The sequence below is a fragment of the Nonomuraea sp. JJY05 genome (assembly GCF_043496855.1).
GTDB lineage: Bacteria > Actinomycetota > Actinomycetes > Streptosporangiales > Streptosporangiaceae > Nonomuraea.
Window position 1 is genome coordinate 74,007 of the sequence record NZ_JBIEIS010000044.1, and the last position, 20,710, is coordinate 94,716.

The following is a 20,710-nucleotide window of genomic DNA, read 5'->3' on the forward strand; positions in this document are numbered from 1 at the left end:
CAATCATGCCACTTCTTCCGGGCCCGTCCATCGCGGAGGCTGGTCACCGGCGCCGCAGTCGGCGGCGCACTCATCCCGGCTTTGAAGGAGCGTTCTTCCCATGAGCGAAGACACGACGGCGGCGCGGATGCGCGCGATCATCCAGGAGTCTGCGGGCGGCCCCGAGGTGCTGACCCTGGCCGAGGTGGACCGTCCTGAGCCGATGCCGACGGAGGTCCTGGTCCGGGTGCACGCGGCCGGCGTTAACCCGACGGACTGGAAGTCACGGACGCACGGCAGGCTGCTGAGCGATCCGCCCGCCATCCTCGGCTGGGATGTGTCAGGGGTAGTCGAGGCGGTGGGCTTGGGGGTCACTCGCTTCCGGCCGGGTGACGAGGTCTTCGGTATGCCACGTTTCCCGCACAAGGCGGGCGGCTACGCCGAGTACGTGACCGCCCCGTCGCGGCACTTCACCCGTAAGCCGGCCGGGCTCGACCACGTGCACGCCGCGGCGCTGCCGCTGGCGGCGCTCACCGCGTGGCAGGTCCTGTACGACACTGCGAACGTGCAACCGGGCCAGCGCGTGTTGATCCATGCCGCAGCCGGCGGGGTCGGCCATCTGGCCGTGCAACTCGCCAAGCATCTCGGCGCGTACGTGATCGGTACCGCTCGTAGGAGCAAGCACGCCTTCGTGCGTGAGCTGGGTGCCGACGACGTGATCGACTACACCGAGAGGGACTTCGCCGAGACGGTCCGCGACATCGACCTGGTCATCGACAGCATCGGTGGCGACTATGGGATGCGTTCCCTGCGGACGCTACGCGACGGTGGCGCCCTTGTCCGGCTCGCTTCGGAGCCTGACGAGGACCTCCTCCGGCAGGCCGGGGAGCGCGGCATCTGGGCGGGCTCCCTCCTCGTCGAGCCCGACAACGCCGCGATGGCAACGATCGCCAAGCTTGTCGATACGGGGCGGCTGCGCGTCGAGGTCGACACCGTCCTGCCGTTCGAGCAGGCGGCCAAGGCTCACGAGCTCGGCGAGACCGGCCGCACCACCGGAAAGATCGTGCTCACGGTCGCAGGATGACCTCACCGGCGGCAGGTCCCCGGGGTGGAAGTTTCAGAATCCCCTCGGTCATGACGAAGTGATGCGACCGGCCGATCAAACAGGGCCGGCAGGCACGGGAGGCTCGAGGAGCGAGCAGCCGCCCGGCACCTGACAAGTGGCTGGTTCTCATGAATGCTCGATTCCGCCACCACGACGAATGGCCTGCGCATCGCGTCGGGCCATCGTCAGTTCCGGAGCACACCCATCTTGGCCGTGCGGCGCGCTGGTCGGGGCTGCGTGGTCGCCCTGGTCGGCGACATGACTGTCTCTTTCTCTCGTACTCGGTCTGCCGCCCTGTGAGGTTCGGCGTTGCCCATATTATTCAGCCCGGCTTATCAATCGTCTCGTGCTTCGCGCTTGTTCCTCCGTCCCGGTACCGAGATGGTGGGGGCATGCCTTCTTGCGAACTCGTCCAGGTCAGCCCCCAGGTGGAGCTGTGCGTCCAGGCGTTCGGGCGCCGCGACGGTCCGGCGGTCCTGCTCATCGGCGGCGCGAGCCGGTCGATGGACTGGTGGGACATCGGCTTCTGCGAGCAGCTGGCCGAGGCCACGGGCGGGCTCGTCATCCGCTACGACCACCGCGACACGGGCGAATCGACCTGGTACCCGCCGGGTCATCCTGAGTACACGTTCGCCGATCTGGCCGCCGACGCCATCGCGATCCTCGACGCGCTCGGCCTGGCGCGGGCGCACCTGGTCGGCCTGTCCATGGGCGGCCAGCTCGCGCAGGTCGCCGCCCTTCGCAGCCCCGGGCGCGTCGCGTCGCTGACCCTGATCGCCACCAGCCCGGAACCACGCGCCCCGGATCTGCCACCGACCACCGGCCCGCTGCAGGCCCACTACGACACCGCCGTGCCACCGGACTGGACCGACCACGCCGCCGTCATCGACTACGTCGTCGCCCAGGACCGCGCCTACGCCGCGGCGTGGCCTGAGCAGGAGGAGGCCGTCACCCGCGAACGAGCGGCGGCCGTCGCCGACCGTACGGCATGCGTCCAGGCCAGCCACACCAACCACTACGCGATGCGCGGCCACGCCCGCTGGCGCGACCGGCTGGGCACCCTGCGCATGCCGGCCCTGGTCCTCCACGGCACCCGCGACCCGCTGTTCACCATCGAACACGGCATCGCGCTTGCCGCCGAAATCCCCGGCGCCCGCCTGCTGCGACTGCCCGGCATCGGCCACGAACTCCCGCGCCGCTGCTGGGACACCGTGATCCCGGCGATCGCCGCCCACATCACCGACTCAACGAAGCGAATGGACCACAGATGACCCACCGCATCGGCACCCGGGACGAATGGCTGAGTGCCAGCCGCGCTCTGCTGGAGCGCGAGAAGGAACACAGCCGCAACGGTGACCATCTGGCACGCCTGCGCCGCGAGCTTCCCTGGGTGCCCGTCACCAAGGACTACACCTTCACCACCGATGACGGACCGGCGACGCTGGCCGAGTTGTTCGACGGACGGTCCCAGCTGCTGGTCAAGCACTTCATGTTCCATCCCGACGCCGACGCGGGATGCCCCAGCTGCTCACTCACCGCCGACCATTTCGACGCCGCGATGCCCCACCTCAACAGCCGCGACGTGACCCTCATCAGCGTCTCCCGCGCGCCGCTGGAGAAGATCAACGCCTACAAGCGGCGGATGGGCTGGCGGTTCAGCTGGGTCTCCTCCCACGGCAGCGATTTCAACTACGACTACCGCGTCTCGTTCACGCCCGAGCAACAGGCCAACGGCGCCACCCCCAGCTCGACGTCCAACACCAGCAGCCGGTCCAAGTCCGCCCGCATCGGCCCGGTCAGCAGGTGATCGGCCTTCTCCAACGTCAACGCCCCCGCCGCATTACGCGCCGAGCCGACCATCTTCATCAGCACGACCACACCCGGCCGCACCACTTTCGAGCTGACCAGATGCTCGGCCGCCTGATGGAACAGCAGCGACGGCGTGTCATGCACCATCACCCGATCAAGCAGGAACTGCTCCAGCTCCTTCAGCGTCTCGCCTCTGGTCGGAACCGGTTTCCAGCCCAGATACTTCAGCACCAGCTTCAAATGATCGCTACGGGTCTGCGCCCGCCGCCCATACTGCTGCAGGGCCCCGGAAACACCGCCAACTGGTTCGCCAGCCGCTGCACCGCCGCCTGCGGAACCGACCAGATGTCGTCCGGCACGAACCATCGGCCAGCCAGTCACGCAGGTCGGCAAGCAGGGTCAGGTCGGCCAGGGCCTCATCACCAAAGGGCCGCGGGTTGGACTCGGAGCGGTGCGGGCTGGTCAGCACGTGCACCTTGGCGACCTTGCCTGCGTCGTGCACGGCGAACCCGGACGGCACGAAGCGCGTGTTCGGGCTCCTCCTCCCCCAGGAAGCGGCGGGCGTTGTGGGGGATCGGTGAGGTCGTAGGCGCGGGGCGCACGGGTACGTCTTTCGGGGTCGGCCGCGATGTCGTCAGCTCATCGCCGGGTGAGACTGTCTCAGCGCCGGTGAGACAGGACACGTGCGCAGCTTACTGCTTGAGTCGGGTCATCCGGCAGCGGGCGTGGAACCGGAGGCATCGTGCACGTTGCGTGGGAGGCGAAGCACGAAGCGGGTGCCCCGGTCGCTGTCCTCAATCCGCAGGCTACCCCCGGCCGCCTCGGCGATCTGCCGGGCGATCGGCAGGCCCAGCCCGCTGCCTCCGGCGTCCTTGTTGCGGGCGGAGTCCAGCCGGGTGAAGCGCCGGAACACCAGCTCACGCTTGTCCGGATCGATGCCCGGCCCGTCGTCCAGCACCTCCAGCACCGCGACGCCGCCCGGCCAACGCTCATCGTCCTCGTGCCGCAGCTGGACTGTGATCGTGCTTTCCGCGTGCCGGTCGGCGTTGTGAAGAAGATTGGTAAGCAGGCGGCCCAGGCGCTGCCGGTCAGCACGCACCTCCACGCCGGACTCAAGGCGGCATATGAGCCGCTTGGACCTCTGAGGATGCATCCGACACTCCTCGCTCACCAGCTCGCCCAGGTCGATCGTGGTGAGCACGGTGGGCGCGCCTGCGTCCAGTTTGGTGAGGGTCAGCAGGTCGGAGACGATCGACTCCAACCGTTTCAGGCTGGGCAGAAGGGTGTTGCCCAATCTGGTCACGGTGGTCGCCTCGGGCGCCAGCAGGGCGTCCTCCACTTCCGCGCGCATCGCGGCGATGGGGCTTCTCAGGTCATGAGAGGCATCGGAGGCGAACTGGCGCTGCTGGGTCATCGCGGCGTCGAGGCGGGCCAGGGTGTGATTGATGCTATCGGCCAGGTCGCTGATCTCATCGCGGCTGGGCGGCAGCGATACCTGGCGAGAGGGGCAGGTGGCGTTGATCTCGTCCAGCTCACTGCGGATGGCCCTCACCGGACGCAGCGACGCGGACACGATCCGGTTGCCTAGGCAGGTGATGGCGACCGCTAGCACGACCGCGGAGCCGATCACCAGGGAAGCCAGCCGGGGCTCGACCCACGCGGGGACCACGGGCGAGGATGCATAGACGGTCCAGTTCCCCTCCGGCCGGTCGGCCGACTGGGCGATCACGATGTCGCACTGTTCATGCCCGAAGACTCCGCCGCACACCACTCCGTCCCTGGTGTTCATGCCGTCCGGGGTGAACGTCGCCATCGGTGGCTTGCCACGCAGCGCCGGGGTCGACGCGACGACGCGCCCCTGGTGGTCGACGACCTGGACGTTGCGGCCTGGGTGCTGCGCAAGGGGGCCGCTTACCCTACCCAGGTCTTCCACGGTGATGGCTACACGGCCGCCGGCCGCGCGGATCTCCGAGCTGAGCGCGCTGGTGGCGTAGCGATGGATGGCGATCAGCAGGACTGTGGCCAGCAGCGTGCACAGCAATGCCGATACCGCGGCGGTGAACAGGGTGATGCGCCCGGTGATCGAGATGTTCCTGCTTATGGTCATCGTCCGTCTCCCTCGGCCGGTTCACAACCATGGCTGTTGTGACGTGTGCGGGGGAGGATTCTGATCTGGGCCCGTGGATGAACGAAAAAGACAAGTGGCCCCAATTACGACACTACGGATCATATCTACAAGCCAGAAATGGCACACGGGGGGCGTTGTCGGCAGGCCGCTCATAGCGGGGCTTTGTCGTGGTGGTTCAGCGGAGCTCCAGGGCGGATCTTGCCCGCGACAACGGCGCTTCCCGCAAGCTCCCGGCGAGTAGAGCGCCTCAAACGACCTGGAAAACAGGAACCGTCGGCCCGTGGCCAGGGGTTCCCGGCGGCCAGTACGCTGCCCGGAAGGTGGTGGGCGGGCCCGGTGGAGGGACTCATGGAGACTGTGCTGGTAGCCTCGGAGGTGGCCGCGCTGGTACCGGCCAAGGACCTTGATTACCTTCGCGACGCCGCCATCACCTCCTACACCTGCGCGGCATGCGGCGAGGCCGGCCGCGTACCCGAACAGCCAGCCGCGGTCGTTCTCCTGCGTGAGGGCTCGTTCAGCATGGCCACGCTTACCCACCGCGCGTGCGCCCCCAGCGCCGTGTTCGACATTCCCGGCTTGCAGGCCCGGATCATCGCCGAGGAAGAGACGACAACGAGTCGGGTGTTCTCCGCGTGGCTGCCTTACCCCGCCCTGCTGCTGGAGCCCGTCTCCAGGGTGTCCGTGGGCGAGGGTGACCAAGTGCACGGCGACCGGGTAGACGGCCTGGCGTCCTGGCTGCTGGGCCACGGCCTGCACCTGGTGGCCACGCCCGCTGTCGAGCCGCCTGCCGCGCCCGGCTGGGCCGCCGAGCTGGACGGCCTGGACGGCCTACGCGTGCTCAGCCCCACCGCCGAGCTGATCTACGACGGCACGCTCGGGCCTGACGAGTCCTGGCGCGCCGCCGTCACCGACCAGGGCGCGTGCGTGCTGCTGGCGGGCGCCGGTCTTGACCTCCATCGAGCGCCGGCCACGGCGGAGGAGCTCTACGCCCGCCTGGTGGCCGTAGCCGCCGCCGGCCGCCTCGTGGGCGGCACGGTCACCGTGCGCCCGGCCGGCCAAGGTTGACCGGAAGGTGCCCCGCGATGACGGGCATACGCGGGCGGGGCCGACATGATGGGCTCACCATGATGTGGTGCGTGGGCCTCGCCGCTGTTCACCATGAGGCCCACCAGCATGTCGTGATCCGCCCTGTGGTCGGTACATCGGACCGTAGCTGTTTCCCGAGGACGGGCCCAGCCGGGGGACGGCAACCTGGAGGAGCCGTGTCCTGGCTGGGCCCGCCGCCAACGGCACTCACATAGCCCGACACCGCGGCGGCCGAAAGGCCTCGCCGGCGCCGAGCTCGGCGCCAGAGCGTCCCTGGTCGTTGACAGGGGGCTTGACCGGCACCCTTTACATCGCGTGCTTGCCATGCTCCGCAGGGTGCGCGCATCATGCTGGGACGGGCAAATGGGATCCTAGTTACAAAAGTGGTGGCGAGGCGGGGACGCATCCGCGCAGGAGACCTCGAACGGGCCGCTGGAAATGTTCGCGGTTCGCACGCTGTACGACCAGTTCGGGCGCGAGATTTACGCACGCGCGGCCGCCGACCCGACCTTCAGCGCGGCGATCAGCGCGCAGGTAGCGGAGTTGCGGGAGCTGGAAGAGAGCGAGCCGCAGCTGTCCAAGCTTCTGTCCGGTAAGAGCGGCAAGGTCGCCCTGGACTTCTACCTGCTGGGCGACACCCACGCCGTCCTCACCGGCTTGCTGGAGGCCGCGCTACGTCCGGACGCCCGCACGCCGGCCTCGGTCGACCCCGACTTCGCGGCCGTACGCCTGGGCGCGGTGTTCCCTCTGGCCTTCGACGGCGGCCGTCCTCTCCGGCCGCCCCTGCCTGACGACAGATGTTCCACCGCCCGGCCGGGCACGCAAAGGCGGCCTGGCCACCACATTCACCGTTGCCTGGTCAGCGGTCTGACGGATCCTCAACAGATCCTCAACACGACCGATCTACCCTCCTCCCATACCGATCGATGGGAAGTGGTCATGGGGAAGCTTTCGCGGTTCGGGCTCGTCGTCGCAGGCGTGGTGGTGGGCGGCGCGCTCGCCTGGGGCGGGGTCGCGGCGGCGGGCCGGCTCTTGGGGCCCACGGTCACCGTCGTGAAGGAGAGCAGGCAAGTCCCCAAGGGTTATTTCGGCACGAACGTGGTGTGCCCGGAGGGGCAGCAAGCCATCGGCGGCGGCTACGCCTACCACGGAGACCACAGCCTGGAGAGTCCTGTGACCGTCGAGGTGAACGCGCCCGAGACCACCAGCGACAAGCCGGGGAGCGTGGCCGACGCCTGGGGTCTGTTCTTCCTCAACCCCAAGAGCAAGACGATCACCGTCGAGGTTTCGGTGATCTGCGCCCCCATCGGGTAGGGAGGATGTCGGGTCGCCGGGCTGGAACGGTGCGAGCGCAGGACGCGCCGAACGACCGCCTCGCTGAGCTGAGAGCCAAGCCGCACCAGTTCCCCGTGCACCCGTCGATGGCCCCATCCAGGGTTCTCCCACGCCAGGCGACTGATCAGGTCCCGAAGCTCCGGCGTCGTTCCTGGATGCCCGGGTCGATGCGGGTAAGTCCAGGCCCGTCGCCATATGCGACGATGCCACGCCAGCAACCGTGCCGGAGTGACAGCCGATGACCGCGCAGCGCCGCCGGTAACCATTGGGCCGGTCCGGCTTCGGCCGTCCGACCTGCCGCCACAGCACCGCCACCTCGTGCGCAGCACGGCAGCGGCGGGCGGCGCCTCGCCTCCTGAGGCACGAGCTGACAGCCGTAACAAGATCGCCACCGCGTGCGCCGCCTGGCGAGCCTCCGGCCGGGACCCGAGCAAGTCCTTTGGCAGTGGGTGCGTCCCGCACAGCGGATCGCTGTGCAGCGCTTTGCGACCATCGCGCAGCGCGCGACCGTGCTCACCATCGCTGGCGGGATCCGCGGTTCGCAGATCCCAGACTTCAGCCCCGCCTCATGTATCCATAATAATGTCTGTACCGTGATTCCCTCGGTTGCTAATATTATACCAATCACCAAAATCCGAGGCGTCGTCGTTGATATGCCCCGACTCGCGAGGAAGTGCGGTACGTGAGCGCAGCGCATTACGCATTCGCTCGGGGAGTTCACCTGCCATTCCAGCCCTTGGAGGTAGGACGATATGCAGGGTGTCCGGGGTGTTCTCCCAGAATCTCACGCTTACCCCCTCGAGGGGGTCCGGCCGCACATCCTCCGCTCGGTAGAAGCTGGATCGGACTTCTCTGATCAGGTTGTCCGTGTCGTTGATGAGGCGCTGTCGTATCTCATCGTTGCCCGTCGCCAGTGCGGCCAACTTGAGCAGGAATTTGTTATCATATCGAGGATCCTGCCAAGACAAACTATCGAACCAGTTTCGCAGTGCCAGCGCGTCGTCCTCATTCACCGGGTTATGACTACGAGTCGACCCCGGCGATCCCTTTTCGTCGTGGTTGGTACCCATTAGCTTCCTCCTTGGTTTTCGCGGATGATCTGGAGTAGGCCTTCGCCGACGAGCCTGATCACCAGGTCGAGCTTTTCTTGAGTATCTAGCGCTCCAGGAATTTCATGTACTGCGAAACGGTGATGTTCCGCGATGAATTTGAATGTCGGCTCCAGATATGCGGGACCGGCGACGAAATTGGTGGCGAACTCGATTCGGGCTTCGCTGGAGGTCGACAGTACCCTGCAGAAGAGGCTGGGGGTGCGAAAGAGCACGGACTCCGCATTCAAGCTGGGGATGGAATCCAACGAACGAAAATGGCCCGATCCCACCGCCTTTGCTTCCTTGAACAGTTTGTCGCTGAGACGTGCCTTCACCCGTTCGGCGAACGCTCCATTCTGAATAGCGTCCGCGAAACCATGGAAAATGTCTGCCATACGCTCCGTTTCGAACGAGCCGTCGAGGAAGCCGGGTGGAAGCGCTCCCCTGAGTTGCGCCTCGTCGTCGGCCATCACGCTGAGAGCTTCGATCATGAAGTCGACCCAACAATAGGCGTGGATGCCAACCGTTAGGTGAAGAGACGAAGAATGCGACGTGATGGCGTCATGGGGAAATCCGCGCGGCAGGTAAAGGACATCGCCCGGATTCAACGTGTGCTCCGAGTAATCGATGAGGTCAACGGAGTCATTCTCCGAGCCCGGGAGCGGAAGGTCCTTCGACGGAGTTCCCACGCGCCAATGCTTGACTCCATGCAGCTGCAGGATGAAGACGTCATGGGTGTCGACATGCGGGGCGAATCCCTGACTGTCCTGTGTGTGAGATACAGGTTTACGCCCACCCGATGATGAAGAGCGCCTTCAAGGTTCCGGCTGAGGTTTGCAATGGCTGCAGACCTCAGATGAACACCATTGATGACGACCGAGTATCCGTCTTGATATGCGCGATAAATAGCCTGAATATCCGGAGTGCCGTTACCGTGCTGTCGGACTTTCAGTTCGGACCGGTTCCCTCCTCGATCGGTGCGAGTGAGGCGCACATCTGGCTGGGTTCGAGTATTCCCGTCACATGTCGCGGTAATCAGTTCATCAACCGCATCCAGCCCCGGTAGATTGCCGAAATAATCAGTATGCTGTCTGGCGATCAGGAGGGGATGACTTTCCCAGTGGGATTGAAAAAAACCTGATGGAGTAATCGGATGCAAAAGCCAATCGAGGCTAAACTGCCGCGATACGGCCACGTTACAGACTGTCACGTTAAGAACCATATTGACAGCCCCTGTCGATTGCAAGGATCCGGTAGTCCAAAATAATAGAAAGTCCCTTGACCAAGGCCTGCCTCAAGGGCGGTGAGCCAGTCGTTGACGGCAGCGATATGCCCGGTCGCTTCGTAGCCGACGGCGAGTTTGTCGAATCGGGTGGCTGCGCCACGGTGACGTTTGAGCTGGTTGATGCTGCATTCCCACCGCCGAGCGGGCGCGGTAGTCGACCAGGTCGAACGCCGGCAGGCGGCCACCGCGGCTGCCACACCGCGGTCGGGCGGCAACACGATCGGCCGGTTTGGGATCAGGCCGCCGACGAGAAGTGCTCACCAAGACGATCGCCCGCTACGGCCGCGTCGACCTGCTCTGCATCGACCTATGCCGACATCGTGACTATGCCGAGTGCCGAGCTCCTCTTCCAGGTTCTGACCGAGCGGGAGGAGAAGAACAGCGTCGCCATCGCGTCCAACGAGTCGTTCTCGAAAGCGCACATGTTCGCGCGAATATGTGCGAGGTGCTGCCGAAGCAGCACGGGTTCCTGTCCGGGGGCGCCTGGTGAGCGTGGGCGTCGTTGTCGGTCATGGTCGTTACGCTCCTGGTCATGACGATCAGGTTCACCGCCCGAGTTGCGGGCGTGGAGGAGGAAGCCGACGATTGCCTGACGGTGGGTGTCACAGAGGGTAAAGACGGCGCTGGCATGGTGCTGCTGTTCATGTGTGGTCTGTTCGAGCCCGATGAGCAGGACATTGAGCTTGGGATGGACACCTATTGCCTGGTCACCGCAGATCAGGGCACCGCTTATGGCGTCATTGAAGAGGTGACGCTCCGTGACAGGCTACTGCGCGTCAAGGTGGCTGCCGACAGCCTGGATGCGTTGGGGCTGGACGACCACGAGATCGAGGCGTCCCTGGCTGTGGAGGATGACGCCATCGACCAACTGCGCGATGGACTGTTGCGTGTTTTGACCTATGGTCGGCCCGAAGCCCGTCCGTCAGTGATCGAGCTGTGATTGGCCAGCGAGTAGGAGCGGTACAGCGAACCGGGGTTACTGTCACATCTGTTGACATCGATGGCTGACCAGGCAACTCTTGGCGGGTGGCTGAGTTCGAGGGCGTGGCGTTCATCCGGTCGGATGTCGAGCGATTCTGCGGTGAGCCGGTGGGGCTGGCTCCGGCGATCCGGTTGCGGCGGCTCGCGGAGCTGCGGGTGATGTTGGCGGCGGTTGTCGCGGATGCCTCGACGGCCGCGATGGCGGACGCGCGGGGCGAGGGGTGGGGGCTTCGCCGGATCGGCCAGCATGTGGGGCTGTCGCATGAGCAGGTCCGGCGGATGTTGGCCGATACGCCGTCTGCGGGTGAGGTGGGCCGATAGAACCGGGGGCATGGCTTTGGCTCCGGAGCAGCGCACTTTGATCGGTGTGATCCGCGGTAGACGGTCACGCTCCACAACCAGTACCTGGCGGTCTGGCGGGAATGAGGGCTGCGAGGATTGGATGGTTGGCGCCGGGGGCTGCCGGGATACCTGGACGTGCTGCAGACCCCTGCACGGTGGCGCGTGGTCAAGTCGGCGACCGCGGTCAGGCGGTGGCGGGCGGGCTGGGAGCCGCGCGTCGCGTTGGCAGACCTGGGCGCCGTCCTGCGTCGGATGCTGTTCTTCCAGGAGCTCCTGGCCACGCTTGCACCCGCGTGAAGTTCGTGGACCGGGTCGGTTATTGGCCGGGCTGGGGGGTGCGCAGGGGCCGGAAATTGCCCGCGCGGACGATGTCGGGCAGGGAGAAGTTGTAGCGGCCGAGCATGTTGAGGTGCTCGAAGCCGAGGGGGCTGAGCCGGGCGATGTCGGCGGTGGAGACCTTCTTTCCCTCGGCGCGGATGGCGTCGATGGCGCGGCCGTGTAGATCGTGTTCCACAGAATGCAGACGTTGGTCATGAAGCCGAGCGCTCCGAGCTGGTCCTCCTGGCCTTCCTTGTAACGCTGACGGAGTTCGCCCTTCTGTCCGTGGAAGATCTTGCGGGCGAGGCGGGCTTCCTGGCGGTTGAGCTGGGTGTTGACGCGGCGGCGCAGAAGTTCGTCGTCGAAGTAGCAGGGCAGGTAGGTGGAGCGGTCGAGTTTGCCGAGTTCCATGAGGGCGCGGCCGATCAGGGTGGGGGTACCGCCGCCGGCGAAGTAGCGGAACAGCTCGGCGGGCCGGACGGCGCCGGTGCGCAGGGAGCCTGCGACGCGCAGGAGCTCGTCCCACTGGTCGGCGATGAGCCCGGTGTTCACGCGGGATCTGATCAGGTTGTCGAGGCTGCCGTAGTAGGCGGCGGGGTCGGCCCGGTAGAGGGTGGAGCTGCCGATGTCGGCCAGGCGCGGGGAGACTGCCAGCCGAGCAGCGAAAATCCGGAAGGCGATCTCGGAGGCGCCTGCGGTGTCGGAGACGATCTCGGTGGGCGGGAGGGAGGTCTCCTGCTCCAGGAGCCCTTCGAGGATGTAGTACCAGTCCTTGGGGTGCCGGGGATGACGATGCCGTGGAAGCCTGTGAACTGGTCGGAGGTGAAGTTGTCATAGGTGACGCCCTTGGCACCCTTGCCCTTGCCGAAGTACTTGGTGTTCGGCCCGGTGTTGATGGTCTTGATCCGTACGACGAACCGCAGCCCGTCGGCGGAGGCCAGCTCGCCGCCACCCCAGGTTTGCAGATCTCTTGCTGGGCGTGGTAGTCGACCAGGGCGGCGTTGGCGGCGGTCAACGTTGCGGCGCGGATGTAGTTCTGCTCGGCCCAGAACAGCCGGTCCAGGGCGAGCGCGGGTTCCTTGTTGTTGACCTTGGGCCGCATCCCGACGTTCATGGCCTGGGCGACGAGGACCGCGGCGATCGTCTTGATCATATCGTCCCTGCGGGGCGGCACGTCGCCGGACACGTGGGTGAAGGCGTCCAGGCAGCCGGTCCAGGAGTGCGCCTCCAGGAGCGCCTCGGGCAGGTCGACGATCGGCATCCGGGCGTCGACGTCGTTGCGCAGCGCGGTCAGGGAGGCGGGTTCGTCGAGTTTCTCAAGGCCGGTGAGGACCAGCCGGTCCTTGCCCTCGGATTTCTCGATCCGCAACCACTCATTGCGGGCGGTGTCGTCGTCGCCGGACAGGCCTGCGGCGAGCTGTTTGTAGGCCGAGTCCTGGGTGGCGGCCCACCGCTGCACGTCCACGCCGGGTTCGGGTGACAGGCCCAGGTCTCGGCAGACCATCGGGCGGGCCTTCTCCCATGCCTGCCCCGACAGGAGCCCGCGGTGGGGTCGCCCCACTTGGGCAGGCCCGGCACGAACAGCTCCTGGCGGCGCAGGCAATCGCGCAGCCGTTCCACGGTGGCGACGGTGTAGGCGAGCTTGTCGAACCCGCCCGCATTGGGGCCGCGTTTGGGGAACACCCGCCGGTGCCAGGCGGAGGTGAGGATCGCGGCGGGGACCTCCTTTGGCAGGATGGGGGTGCGGCGCCGTTCGATGCTCTTGAGGAAGTCGATCGCCTCCAGCACCTCGAAACCGCGTCGGTTGCCCTGGCCGCGACCCTCGACGGCGCCGGCGTGGAAGTCGACGGTCTTCATCAGCTTGGACAGGAACCGGCGGATGGTGGCGTACCGGTCGAGCAGCTGGTCCTGGAAGTCCTCGTCAGGTTCCTGGGCGACTTCGCCGCTGGTGTCGGCGGCGGCGGCATGGATCGCGGTAACATCCATCGCGTCCCGGGCGGCCCGCAGGTCGCCGTCGGGGTCGGCGGCCACGTCCCTGATCTTCAGCCACACCTCGCGCAGCACGATCGCCGCGGTGTCGAGGTCCTTGATCGTCCGCAGCCGCTCCTTGCCCGCCTTGAACGCCGAAGTCCGCACCAGGCCGCCGATGACCAGGTCGAAGACTTCGATCGCCTCGTCCGCCGAGCGCGGCTCGAAGGTGGCGGCGAACGCCACCAGGGTGGCGAGCTTGCGGTCGTCGGCCAGGTCCGCGACGGCCTTGGCGCGGGCGGCCTGGGCGAACCGGGCCAAGGCGGCGACCTTGCCGGCTGGAACCCCGGACAGGTCCCAGGTCGAGGCGCCGAGCGCCCGCAGCTCCACGTGCCGGTCCAGCGCCTTGACCACGCCGCCGCTGGACACGTCGGTGGGGCTCTTGCGGAGCCGGTCGAGCTTGGAGGCCCGCTGCCCCTCGGTCACGGTGACCAGGTCCTCCAGCGCGGCCTTCTGTGTTGGACTCGGCAAGGAGGCGAGGATCTTGTGCTGGCGGTGGGCGACCCGCTCTCGCACCTCGGAGATCACCCGTTCCAGAGTGCTCACCCCTGGCAGCAGGATCTTCGCCTCGACCAGGCGGTGGGTGACCAGGTCGAACAGCACGATCGGGCGTTCGTTGTTCGACCACGCCCGCCGGTACACCCAGCACGCTAACGGGATCGAGTGGTCCTCGAAGTTGTGGTAGCCGTAGGCCTCGCGGATCAGCTTCTGGTGATCCCAGCGCGCCCCCTTCTCCCCGAACCCCTTCAGCTTGGAGGAGTCGAGGCCGAGCTGCTCGGCGACGTAGTCGACCACCGCGGGCCGGAACGTCCTCGGGATCGGTGAGGAAACAGCCCAGGAAACGGGCCGTTCCAAGCTGAACGGCATAGCCGAGCTGGTTGCGGGCGCCGTTGCAGGCCATCGCCGGCTGCCGGGCGGCCGCGTCCAGGTGGAAGAACCCGCCCAGCTGGGTGATGTCGGGGACCTCGTTGAACCGGCCCCACCGGCTGCGCTGCTCCTCGGTGAGGAAGCTGACCGGCATCACGAACCCCCGCACTCCAGTGAAGACCGCGTATCACGGCCGCTACCGGCGAGATTCTCCCAGGATCAAGATCCTTTTCATGATGATCTCACCCTGTCCGGGCGACACCGATCGCCAATCGTGACGTTGCGGCAAGGCCGAGCAGGTGTTCGCCGCCACCGACGAAGTGCGGACCCGAGGGCACCGACAACCTGCTGGCGGCTGCAGCGGAAACCGGGTGGGTGGACCTGCAACGGAACCGGTTCGTACGGAAAGCGTCTTCCCGGGCAGCGGGTTCTCCACGCCATCGGCAAGCTCCAGCAGCGCGACGAACTCGGTGCCACCGACTCTGCACAGGTAGGCGTACCGGATGGCCATGAAGCGTGGCGCGAAGAACTTCAGCCTGACAGCGCGGCGTATCAGCGCCGCAGGTCGCGCCCCGCGAAAATGAGCCAGAGGTACGGCAGGGGCAGCATCGCCAGCCAGAACAGGTGCGCCTGATCCCAGTACCCGAACCCGCAGGTCGGCGGCCAGAGCCGGACCTGCTGCGGCAGCAGGATGGTCCCCAGCACCATCGCCAGCTGGACCACGACCGCAGCCATGGCGGCCTGCCGTCCGGGTGCGAACCGCACGGCGGTCGCCGCAGCGGCCAGCGCGATGCCGAGGCAGACGCCCGCCTCGATGAGCAGGTCGCCGATCGGGAACAGGGCGCCCTCCGGCAGGCGGGTCAGGATGTAGGAGAAGGCGGCCAGCCAGATCGCGATCGCGGCGCCACCGGGCAGCAGGCAGCGCAGCGCCTGCCGGACCCATCGGGGGACCGCGGCGGCGCCGAGGTCGGCGGACATGGCATCGACCAAGCCGAAGGCCGCCGCCGCGCCGAGCAGGGTGCCACAGATGCGCATGAGCACGAGCGCGTCGCCCCCGGGCAGTGCCTCCCCGTACTCCACCAGGCTCACCAGCCCGGCTGTGAAGGCGGCGACCATGACCAGAGGCCCCCAGTCGATGGCCCGAGCGAGGGGGCGCACCAGCAGGAGCGCCAACCGCCAGCGGGATGGTGGCGGGGTAGGGACGGCCGTGGTGGGTGCAGCCGCGGTGGAGGAGGCGGTCCGGGGGCGGGCGGGCAGTGTCACAGGCATGGCGTGGCTCCCGTCGGTGCGTTGAACTCGCGTTCCAGCCCGAGCAGCGGCAGGGCCTGGCCGATCGTGGTGGTGGGCTTGACGAGCGTGTCCCAGTTGGCCTGGACCTTCTCGCGGGCGTCAGGGGAGGCCAGCAGCAGCTTGGCGTAGCCGATCTCGGCCGGGCCCCAGTCCAGACCGGACAGGCGTCCGCGATCATCGTCGACATAGAGCTGCCGCCGGGCCTCGGGGATGGCGACTTGGCCGATGAGCCAGAGTGCCACCACCGTGCGGGCCTGACCGCGCACGTCGCACGGTGCGGCGCGCCGGGAGGGGTTGAAGTGCTTGGTGGCCGAGTCGTACAGCCCGGTCGCCCAGAAGGCCACGTCCTCGGCCAGCATCCTGCGCTGGTCGGGATGCCCCCAGCTCATCGGCGGCCGGATCACGCCCGAATCGTCGGCGTAGCTCCAGGTCGGGCTCATCTGCCGCACCTGGGGCGCCCGGGCCCGCAGCGCGGCGGGCAGCACCGCCACGAGCGGCTGGACCGCTTGTTCCCACAGCGGGATCCACGGTTCGTAACCAGGAAAGGCACAGTAGGTGAGCCCTTGGCGCTCCGTGCAGCGGTAGGCATCGGGGCCGAAGTAGCGCTCACGCACGCGGGAGTCCACATGGTCGACAGTCAGCTCCACGTTCGTGGGAAACCTGCTCGGTGGCCGGGTAGATGCCGCGATGGCCCCCGAGGGCACCGCGACCGCCAGCGCCACCACCACCGCCACAGCGGGTGCCGGCCGTACCCGATGCCTGAGCAGCGCGATCCCGCCGAAGACGGCGGCGACGGCGAGCACGTACACCAGGTGAACCAGCGACGGGCGGTCGGGCCAGTCCGGCTGGTGGACCTGCATCACCGGCAGCAGCCAGCGGGCCTGTCCGTTGGCCGGGTTCATGTAGATGAAGAAGCCGAGCACGGCCACCACCAGCGGCCCGGCGATCAGCCACCGCGTCCAACGGCCGACGGCCACGCCCAGTGTCGCGGCGAGGACTGCGGCGGCAACCGCCGTCAGTGGCTCCCACACGTCCAGCCGCCCTCCGGCGGGGCCGCTCAGCAGCCGGATCGCCAGGTAACCGCCTACGGCCACCGTCGCTGCGAGCGCCGCGACCAGCGGTGTGGCCAGCAGCAGGGCGCACGTGCGGTGCTCGGCCCGCCCGGGCAGGCCGGCGAGGCTTTCCGGCATGCCGTGCCGCCCGTCGCGCGAGGTGGCCAGACTCGCCACGAGCAGGACCGCCGAGGCCAGGCAGGCGGCCAGCCCGCTGGCGTTGACCGGGTCCATCGTGAGGTCGGGCTGCTGATCCCAACTGAGGAAGGTCTGCAGCGCCAGCACCAGGACGGTCGCGCCCCACACGAGCGGATGCCGCACCAGCCTGCGCGCCTCGAACAGGAACAGCCGCCGCGTCACGCCGCCTCCCCGAGCAGCACGAGGTAGCCGTCCTCGACACCGGGCGCTACCGCGTCTGCCGCCGGCGGCCGTCCGCCGAGCGTTCGGTAGCGGCCGTCGGCCGTCCGCCAGAACAGCTCCGACGTGGAGGGCGGCGCGTCCGACAACCACACCCGGCCGTCCGCGACAGCCGCGAGCTCGCCAGGGGTGCCGTCGAAGACTGCCCGACCGTCCCGCATGACGACCACCCGCTCGCACAGTGCGGCGACATCCTCGGTCTGGTGCGTCGACAACACGACGACACGGCCCTCGCCCAACCGCGAGACCAGCGCGCGAAACACCATCCGCTGCTCCGGGTCCAGACCCACGGTCGGCTCGTCAAGGATGAGCAGATCCGGCTCGCCCAGGAGCGCCTGGGCCAGCGCAAGCCGCTGACGCATGCCGCCCGACAGCTTGCGCACCTTCGTCCCGGCCTGATCGGTGAGGTCCACCTCGGCCAGTACCCGGCGCACCTCGGCGTGCCGGTGCTTTCGGTCGGTCAGCTCCTTGAGGATCGCCACGTAGTCCACGAGGTCGAAGGCGGTGAAATGCGGGTAGGAGCCGGGGCTCTGCGGCAGGTAGCCTAGCCTGCGCCGCAGCGCGGTCCGCTGCACGCGATCGGCCGGGTCCAGGCCGAAGGCATCCACCGCGCCGCCGTCGGGAGCGAGGGTGGTCGCCAGGCAGCGCAACAGGGTGGTCTTGCCGGCGCCGTTCGGGCCGAGCAGGCCGGTCACGCCGGTGCCGAGCGTCAGGTCGAGGCCATCGAGCGCCCGTTTGGCCCCGTAGGTCTTGGTCAGTTCCTTGATCTGGATCATCTGGTGCTCACTTTGTAGAAGCGGTACATCAGCAAGAGAGCGGCCACGCCGTACCCGATCTGCGGGGCGGGACCGAAGACGGCCAGCCAGCTGCCGATGAAGCGGCCCGTGCCGACGATGGCCAGCCACGCACCGCCCACGGCGAGGGCGGCGATCGGCACCGGCAGCCGGCTCGACAGGGCCAGGCAGCCCGAGGCGGCGGCCAGCGCGGGCAGCAGCCAGGCGGCGGCCAGCCCAGGTGGCGCCGGCAGCAGCGGTGAGGCGAGCCCGGCCAGCACGACCGACACCGCCAGCACCGCCGTGGCCCTGGTCAGCAGCAGTCGCGGCCCTGACAGGGGGGTGGCAGCCACCAGTTCGTGGGCGGGATCGACGCGCGGCCCGTAGGCCAGCGCGATGCCCGCCAGCGGCAGCACCGGCGCGACGATCAGGAATGCGGGCAGCAACTCGGCCTGCTCGCGCGCGGCCACCACCGCGAACGCCAGCACCGCCACCACCGCGGCCAGCCAGGTTCGGCTCAGCGTCGGCGTCGCCGACAGCAGCCTGGCCAGGTGGTCAGGCACCCCGCCGTGCCGCAGGAACCGCTCGGACAGGCTCGGGCGCGGCGTGATCAGCTCGGCCTCCAGCCTCGCCCAGGACGCTGCGAGCCAGTCCTTGTCGTACGGCACCGCCGCCCGGCAGGCAGCGCAACGACCGAGATGCGCGTCCACGGACATGGCCAGAGCCGCTTCGAGCCTGCCTTCGAGGTAGCGCTCACGCAAGTCATCGGGGATGTGCCAGCTACTCATGACAGCTCCTCGCGCAACCGGGCCCTGGCCCGCATCGCGCGGGTCTTGACCGTGCCTTCCGGAATGCCCAGGAGACCGGCGGCCTCCTTGGTGGTGAGGCCGTCGAGGACAGTCGCCTCGATGACGGCGCGCAACTCTGGGGAGAGCCTGTTCAAGGCGGCGCCGAGGTCACCGTGCTGCACGCTCAGCAGGACCACGTCCTCGGCCGAGGCGACCGGCGAGCTGCCGTCCGGTTCGATGCCGGAGCCGACCCAGCGCGAGCCGCGCCCACGCAGAGCGGAGATCAGACGGCGGACGGCGATCGTCCACAACCAGCCGGCCGGGTTATCGCCGCGGAAGCCGCCCGCCGAGCGCCACACGGCCAGAAAAGTCTCCTGCAGCGCGTCGTCGATGGCGTCCGCGTCGGCGCAGCGGCGGGCCAGCCGGGCACGCAGCCAGGGAGCGTGGCGCTGGTGGAGGATGCGCAGGGCGACGGTGCTCCGCGCGGCGACAGCGGTGATGAGGTCGGCGTCATTGCTTTCCGCAGTGACGTCCGGGGCCGCGCGTCGCCGGAAGGGAAACGGTCTCACGGTGTATCTATCGCACGACCCGCACGGGACGGTTCTCCGGGATCAACTCTTTCGTGATTCAGGGCGCGGAGCCCTCCACACGCACCTGTTCACCGCAAGGAACATCACAAAGGCGGCTGCCGGCGCCAACCCTGCCAAGAGGCCTGTACAGGCTCCCCGCAACAGTGTCGACAAACAGGTTGTTTGCCGACACTCACGAGGGTCGATCAAGAGCCCAGGTCAGATGTGTCGGTAACTCGTGTCGGGTTTCAATGTCGGATAACACTACTAGGAGTAGATTTCGACACATGCTTTTCGGCTACGCGCGGGTCTCGACCGCGGACCAAAATCCCGATCACCAGATCGACGCTCTCCTGCGCGCCGGAGTGGCGCGAGAGAACATCCACATCGACAAAGCCTCCGGTGTGAAGGCCTCGTGGCCGAAGCTCGACTTGGTGCTGCAACTGCTGCGCGAGGGCGACAGGCTCAAGGTCACCCGGTTGGACCGGCTGTCCCGGTCGGTCCACCACCTGATCGACCTCGGCGCCGACCTCCGGGAGCAGAAGATCGGCCTGCATGTGATCGAGCAGGGCATCGACACCGACACCGCCGAGGGCCGCGCCATGTTCGGGATGCTGTCGGTGCTGGCCGAGCTGCGGCGCGAGCTGATCATCGCCAGCACCCTCGACGGCCTGGCGGCCGCACGGGCCCGCGGGAGGGTCGGCGGACGGCGGCCGCGGTTGACCCCCGAGCAGGCCGCGCTCGCGCAGGAACTGTACGACGCGCGGGTCAAGACCGTCCAGCAGATCGCCGATCTGTTCGGCGTCCCCCGATCCACCGTCTACGGGCACCTGGACAAGGACACCACGGCGCCCCGGCAGCCGAAGAAGAAGATGCCAGCGAAGGCGTAGCAGTCAACCAATCAGGTACTCCAGGCAAACGCGGCGCTGGCGCACCATGAAGCCGCCGAACTTGGCGATCAGGGCCACGGAATCAGTAGCCGTCAGCAGGGTCAGACCTCGACCGCCACCAGCAACCGCTGGCGCTGCAGCTCACCCGATCCGCCCACCCGGCGCTTCTCAGCCACCCCGCAGGTCGCCATCAAAGCGGCGACCCTCGCCGGCCCGTTGCCCGGCAGCGCCCGCAGGATCTGCGAGACCCGCGTTCGCTTCACCAGTTCCTCGCCGCCGGCCGCCCGATCGAACACCTCGGTCAGGGTCGTCTCGCCCGACCGCAACCCCTCAAACAGCTCCCCACGAGCCTTCCGCGCCGCAGCAGCATTCTCCAACGCCTGCGCCCGCTGCTCTGCGGTCAACGCCGGCAACGCCATGAAGGAGCCTCCCAAGATCGGATTCTCTGTGCTCCCGCCACCTCAGCAGGGCACCGCCCCCATCAGGGACCATCTCTGTCAACAGATGTGACACCAACCCCGGTTCGCCGCACCGCTCCTACTCGGAGGCCTACTTGGTGGCACCTACTTAACGGCAG

20 protein-coding genes and 3 pseudogenes are annotated in these 20,710 nt (G+C 67.8%); 9 read left to right on the plus strand and 14 right to left on the minus strand.

Annotated elements, in window-relative coordinates; all coding sequences use genetic code 11:
* Positions 1–100: 100 nt before the first annotated feature.
* From ACFKCF_RS47715 to ACFKCF_RS47725, 3 genes are all read left to right on the plus strand, one after another.
* Complete coding sequence (locus ACFKCF_RS47715) at positions 101–1,063, plus strand: NADP-dependent oxidoreductase (protein WP_394502088.1); 963 nt, start codon at positions 101–103, stop codon at positions 1,061–1,063.
* A 413-nt stretch (positions 1,064–1,476) separates the two neighbouring features.
* Positions 1,477–2,355 carry an alpha/beta fold hydrolase gene (locus ACFKCF_RS47720; protein ID WP_394502090.1) on the plus strand — a complete coding sequence of 293 codons (879 nt, stop codon included), beginning with the start codon at positions 1,477–1,479 and terminating at the stop codon, positions 2,353–2,355.
* Positions 2,352–2,891: a DUF899 domain-containing protein gene (locus ACFKCF_RS47725; RefSeq protein WP_394502092.1), complete on the plus strand. Its 540-nt coding sequence runs from the start codon at positions 2,352–2,354 to the stop codon at positions 2,889–2,891. Before ACFKCF_RS47720 ends, ACFKCF_RS47725 begins: the two co-directional genes overlap by 4 nt.
* Here the strand turns inward: ACFKCF_RS47725 and ACFKCF_RS47730 are convergent.
* On the minus strand, positions 2,780–3,274 hold the full coding sequence (locus ACFKCF_RS47730; protein ID WP_394502094.1) for a DUF4158 domain-containing protein: 495 nt from the start codon (positions 3,272–3,274) through the stop codon (positions 2,780–2,782). The genes ACFKCF_RS47725 and ACFKCF_RS47730 overlap by 112 nt on opposite strands.
* Positions 3,275–3,602: 328 nt before the next feature.
* Positions 3,603–5,000 (minus strand): sensor histidine kinase, encoded by a 1,398-nt coding sequence (locus ACFKCF_RS47735; RefSeq protein WP_394502096.1) that lies wholly within the window; start codon positions 4,998–5,000, stop codon positions 3,603–3,605.
* Positions 5,001–5,369: 369 nt separating this feature from the next.
* On the opposite strand from ACFKCF_RS47735, the gene ACFKCF_RS47740 reads away from it, so the two are divergent.
* Positions 5,370–6,086 (plus strand): hypothetical protein, encoded by a 717-nt coding sequence (locus ACFKCF_RS47740; RefSeq protein ID WP_394502098.1) that lies wholly within the window; start codon positions 5,370–5,372, stop codon positions 6,084–6,086.
* A gap of 459 nt (positions 6,087–6,545) precedes the next feature.
* Positions 6,546–7,421 carry a hypothetical protein gene (locus tag ACFKCF_RS47745; protein ID WP_394502100.1) on the plus strand — a complete coding sequence of 292 codons (876 nt, stop codon included), beginning with the start codon at positions 6,546–6,548 and terminating at the stop codon, positions 7,419–7,421.
* 587 nt (positions 7,422–8,008) lie between these two features.
* Here the strand turns inward: ACFKCF_RS47745 and ACFKCF_RS47750 are convergent.
* Together ACFKCF_RS47750 and ACFKCF_RS47755 are read right to left on the minus strand one after the other, a co-directional pair.
* Positions 8,009–8,512: a hypothetical protein gene (locus ACFKCF_RS47750; RefSeq protein WP_394502102.1), complete on the minus strand. Its 504-nt coding sequence runs from the start codon at positions 8,510–8,512 to the stop codon at positions 8,009–8,011.
* A pseudogene (locus ACFKCF_RS47755) lies at positions 8,512–9,294 on the minus strand (JmjC domain-containing protein); the annotation flags it as partial. The pseudogene ACFKCF_RS47755 and the gene ACFKCF_RS47750, both read right to left, overlap by 1 nt.
* Positions 9,295–10,350: 1,056 nt before the next feature.
* On the opposite strand from ACFKCF_RS47755, the gene ACFKCF_RS47760 reads away from it, so the two are divergent.
* From ACFKCF_RS47760 to ACFKCF_RS47770, 3 genes are all read left to right on the plus strand, one after another.
* Positions 10,351–10,758: an Imm10 family immunity protein gene (locus ACFKCF_RS47760; protein ID WP_394502105.1), complete on the plus strand. Its 408-nt coding sequence runs from the start codon at positions 10,351–10,353 to the stop codon at positions 10,756–10,758.
* 86 nt (positions 10,759–10,844) lie between these two features.
* Positions 10,845–11,120, plus strand: a complete 276-nt coding sequence (locus ACFKCF_RS47765; RefSeq protein ID WP_394502149.1) for a hypothetical protein — start codon at positions 10,845–10,847, stop codon at positions 11,118–11,120.
* A 117-nt stretch (positions 11,121–11,237) separates the two neighbouring features.
* Positions 11,238–11,438, plus strand: coding sequence for a hypothetical protein (locus ACFKCF_RS47770; protein ID WP_394502155.1), 201 nt, complete (start codon positions 11,238–11,240; stop codon positions 11,436–11,438).
* Between the two features lie 19 nt (positions 11,439–11,457).
* On the opposite strand, the gene ACFKCF_RS47775 is transcribed toward ACFKCF_RS47770, so the two are convergent.
* From ACFKCF_RS47775 to ACFKCF_RS47815, 9 genes and pseudogenes are all read right to left on the minus strand, one after another.
* A complete protein-coding gene (locus tag ACFKCF_RS47775) occupies positions 11,458–11,655 on the minus strand; it encodes a Tn3 family transposase (protein WP_394502157.1) in 198 nt (65 codons plus the stop codon).
* Between the two features lie 41 nt (positions 11,656–11,696).
* Positions 11,697–12,720 (minus strand): annotated as a pseudogene (locus ACFKCF_RS47780) (Tn3 family transposase); the annotation flags it as partial.
* Positions 12,721–12,749: 29 nt separating this feature from the next.
* Positions 12,750–14,282: a DUF4158 domain-containing protein gene (locus ACFKCF_RS47785; protein ID WP_394502107.1), complete on the minus strand. Its 1,533-nt coding sequence runs from the start codon at positions 14,280–14,282 to the stop codon at positions 12,750–12,752.
* Positions 14,283–14,298: 16 nt separating this feature from the next.
* Positions 14,299–14,508: pseudogene (locus ACFKCF_RS47790) on the minus strand (DUF4158 domain-containing protein); the annotation flags it as partial.
* 398 nt (positions 14,509–14,906) lie between these two features.
* Entirely contained in the window at positions 14,907–15,623 is a 717-nt protein-coding gene (locus ACFKCF_RS47795; RefSeq protein WP_394502108.1) for a hypothetical protein, read from the minus strand.
* A complete protein-coding gene (locus ACFKCF_RS47800; protein WP_394502110.1) occupies positions 15,614–17,056 on the minus strand; it encodes a hypothetical protein in 1,443 nt (480 codons plus the stop codon). Before ACFKCF_RS47800 ends, ACFKCF_RS47795 begins: the two co-directional genes overlap by 10 nt.
* Positions 17,053–17,889, minus strand: coding sequence for an ABC transporter ATP-binding protein (locus ACFKCF_RS47805; RefSeq protein WP_394502112.1), 837 nt, complete (start codon positions 17,887–17,889; stop codon positions 17,053–17,055). The genes ACFKCF_RS47800 and ACFKCF_RS47805 overlap by 4 nt, the downstream gene beginning before the upstream one ends.
* Complete coding sequence (locus tag ACFKCF_RS47810; RefSeq protein ID WP_394502114.1) at positions 17,886–18,674, minus strand: zf-HC2 domain-containing protein; 789 nt, start codon at positions 18,672–18,674, stop codon at positions 17,886–17,888. Before ACFKCF_RS47810 ends, ACFKCF_RS47805 begins: the two co-directional genes overlap by 4 nt.
* Positions 18,671–19,243 carry an RNA polymerase sigma factor gene (locus ACFKCF_RS47815; RefSeq protein ID WP_394502115.1) on the minus strand — a complete coding sequence of 191 codons (573 nt, stop codon included), beginning with the start codon at positions 19,241–19,243 and terminating at the stop codon, positions 18,671–18,673. Before ACFKCF_RS47815 ends, ACFKCF_RS47810 begins: the two co-directional genes overlap by 4 nt.
* A 287-nt stretch (positions 19,244–19,530) precedes the next feature.
* On the opposite strand from ACFKCF_RS47815, the gene ACFKCF_RS47820 reads away from it, so the two are divergent.
* Entirely contained in the window at positions 19,531–20,133 is a 603-nt protein-coding gene (locus ACFKCF_RS47820) for a recombinase family protein (protein WP_394502117.1), read from the plus strand.
* 101 nt (positions 20,134–20,234) lie between these two features.
* On the opposite strand, the gene mihF is transcribed toward ACFKCF_RS47820, so the two are convergent.
* On the minus strand, positions 20,235–20,552 hold the full coding sequence (gene mihF, locus ACFKCF_RS47825; RefSeq protein ID WP_394502119.1) for an integration host factor, actinobacterial type: 318 nt from the start codon (positions 20,550–20,552) through the stop codon (positions 20,235–20,237).
* Between the last annotated feature and the right edge of the window lie 158 nt (positions 20,553–20,710).

Excerpts from the sequence above, each read along its gene's own strand:
- ACFKCF_RS47735 (WP_394502096.1), bottom strand. The coding sequence starts at position 5,000 with ATGACCATAAGCAGGAACATCTCGATCACCGGGCGCATCACCCTGTTC.
- ACFKCF_RS47820 (WP_394502117.1), top strand. The coding sequence starts at position 19,531 with ATGCTTTTCGGCTACGCGCGGGTCTCGACCGCGGACCAAAATCCCGAT.
- ACFKCF_RS47715 (WP_394502088.1), top strand. The coding sequence starts at position 101 with ATGAGCGAAGACACGACGGCGGCGCGGATGCGCGCGATCATCCAGGAG.
- ACFKCF_RS47795 (WP_394502108.1), bottom strand. The coding sequence starts at position 15,623 with ATGCCTGTGACACTGCCCGCCCGCCCCCGGACCGCCTCCTCCACCGCG.
- ACFKCF_RS47810 (WP_394502114.1), bottom strand. The coding sequence starts at position 18,674 with ATGAGTAGCTGGCACATCCCCGATGACTTGCGTGAGCGCTACCTCGAA.
- ACFKCF_RS47740 (WP_394502098.1), top strand. The coding sequence starts at position 5,370 with ATGGAGACTGTGCTGGTAGCCTCGGAGGTGGCCGCGCTGGTACCGGCC.
- ACFKCF_RS47745 (WP_394502100.1), top strand. The coding sequence starts at position 6,546 with ATGTTCGCGGTTCGCACGCTGTACGACCAGTTCGGGCGCGAGATTTAC.
- ACFKCF_RS47760 (WP_394502105.1), top strand. The coding sequence starts at position 10,351 with ATGACGATCAGGTTCACCGCCCGAGTTGCGGGCGTGGAGGAGGAAGCC.
- ACFKCF_RS47750 (WP_394502102.1), bottom strand. The coding sequence starts at position 8,512 with ATGGGTACCAACCACGACGAAAAGGGATCGCCGGGGTCGACTCGTAGT.
- mihF (WP_394502119.1), bottom strand. The coding sequence starts at position 20,552 with ATGGCGTTGCCGGCGTTGACCGCAGAGCAGCGGGCGCAGGCGTTGGAG.
- ACFKCF_RS47805 (WP_394502112.1), bottom strand. The coding sequence starts at position 17,889 with ATGATCCAGATCAAGGAACTGACCAAGACCTACGGGGCCAAACGGGCG.
- ACFKCF_RS47725 (WP_394502092.1), top strand. The coding sequence starts at position 2,352 with ATGACCCACCGCATCGGCACCCGGGACGAATGGCTGAGTGCCAGCCGC.
- ACFKCF_RS47720 (WP_394502090.1), top strand. The coding sequence starts at position 1,477 with ATGCCTTCTTGCGAACTCGTCCAGGTCAGCCCCCAGGTGGAGCTGTGC.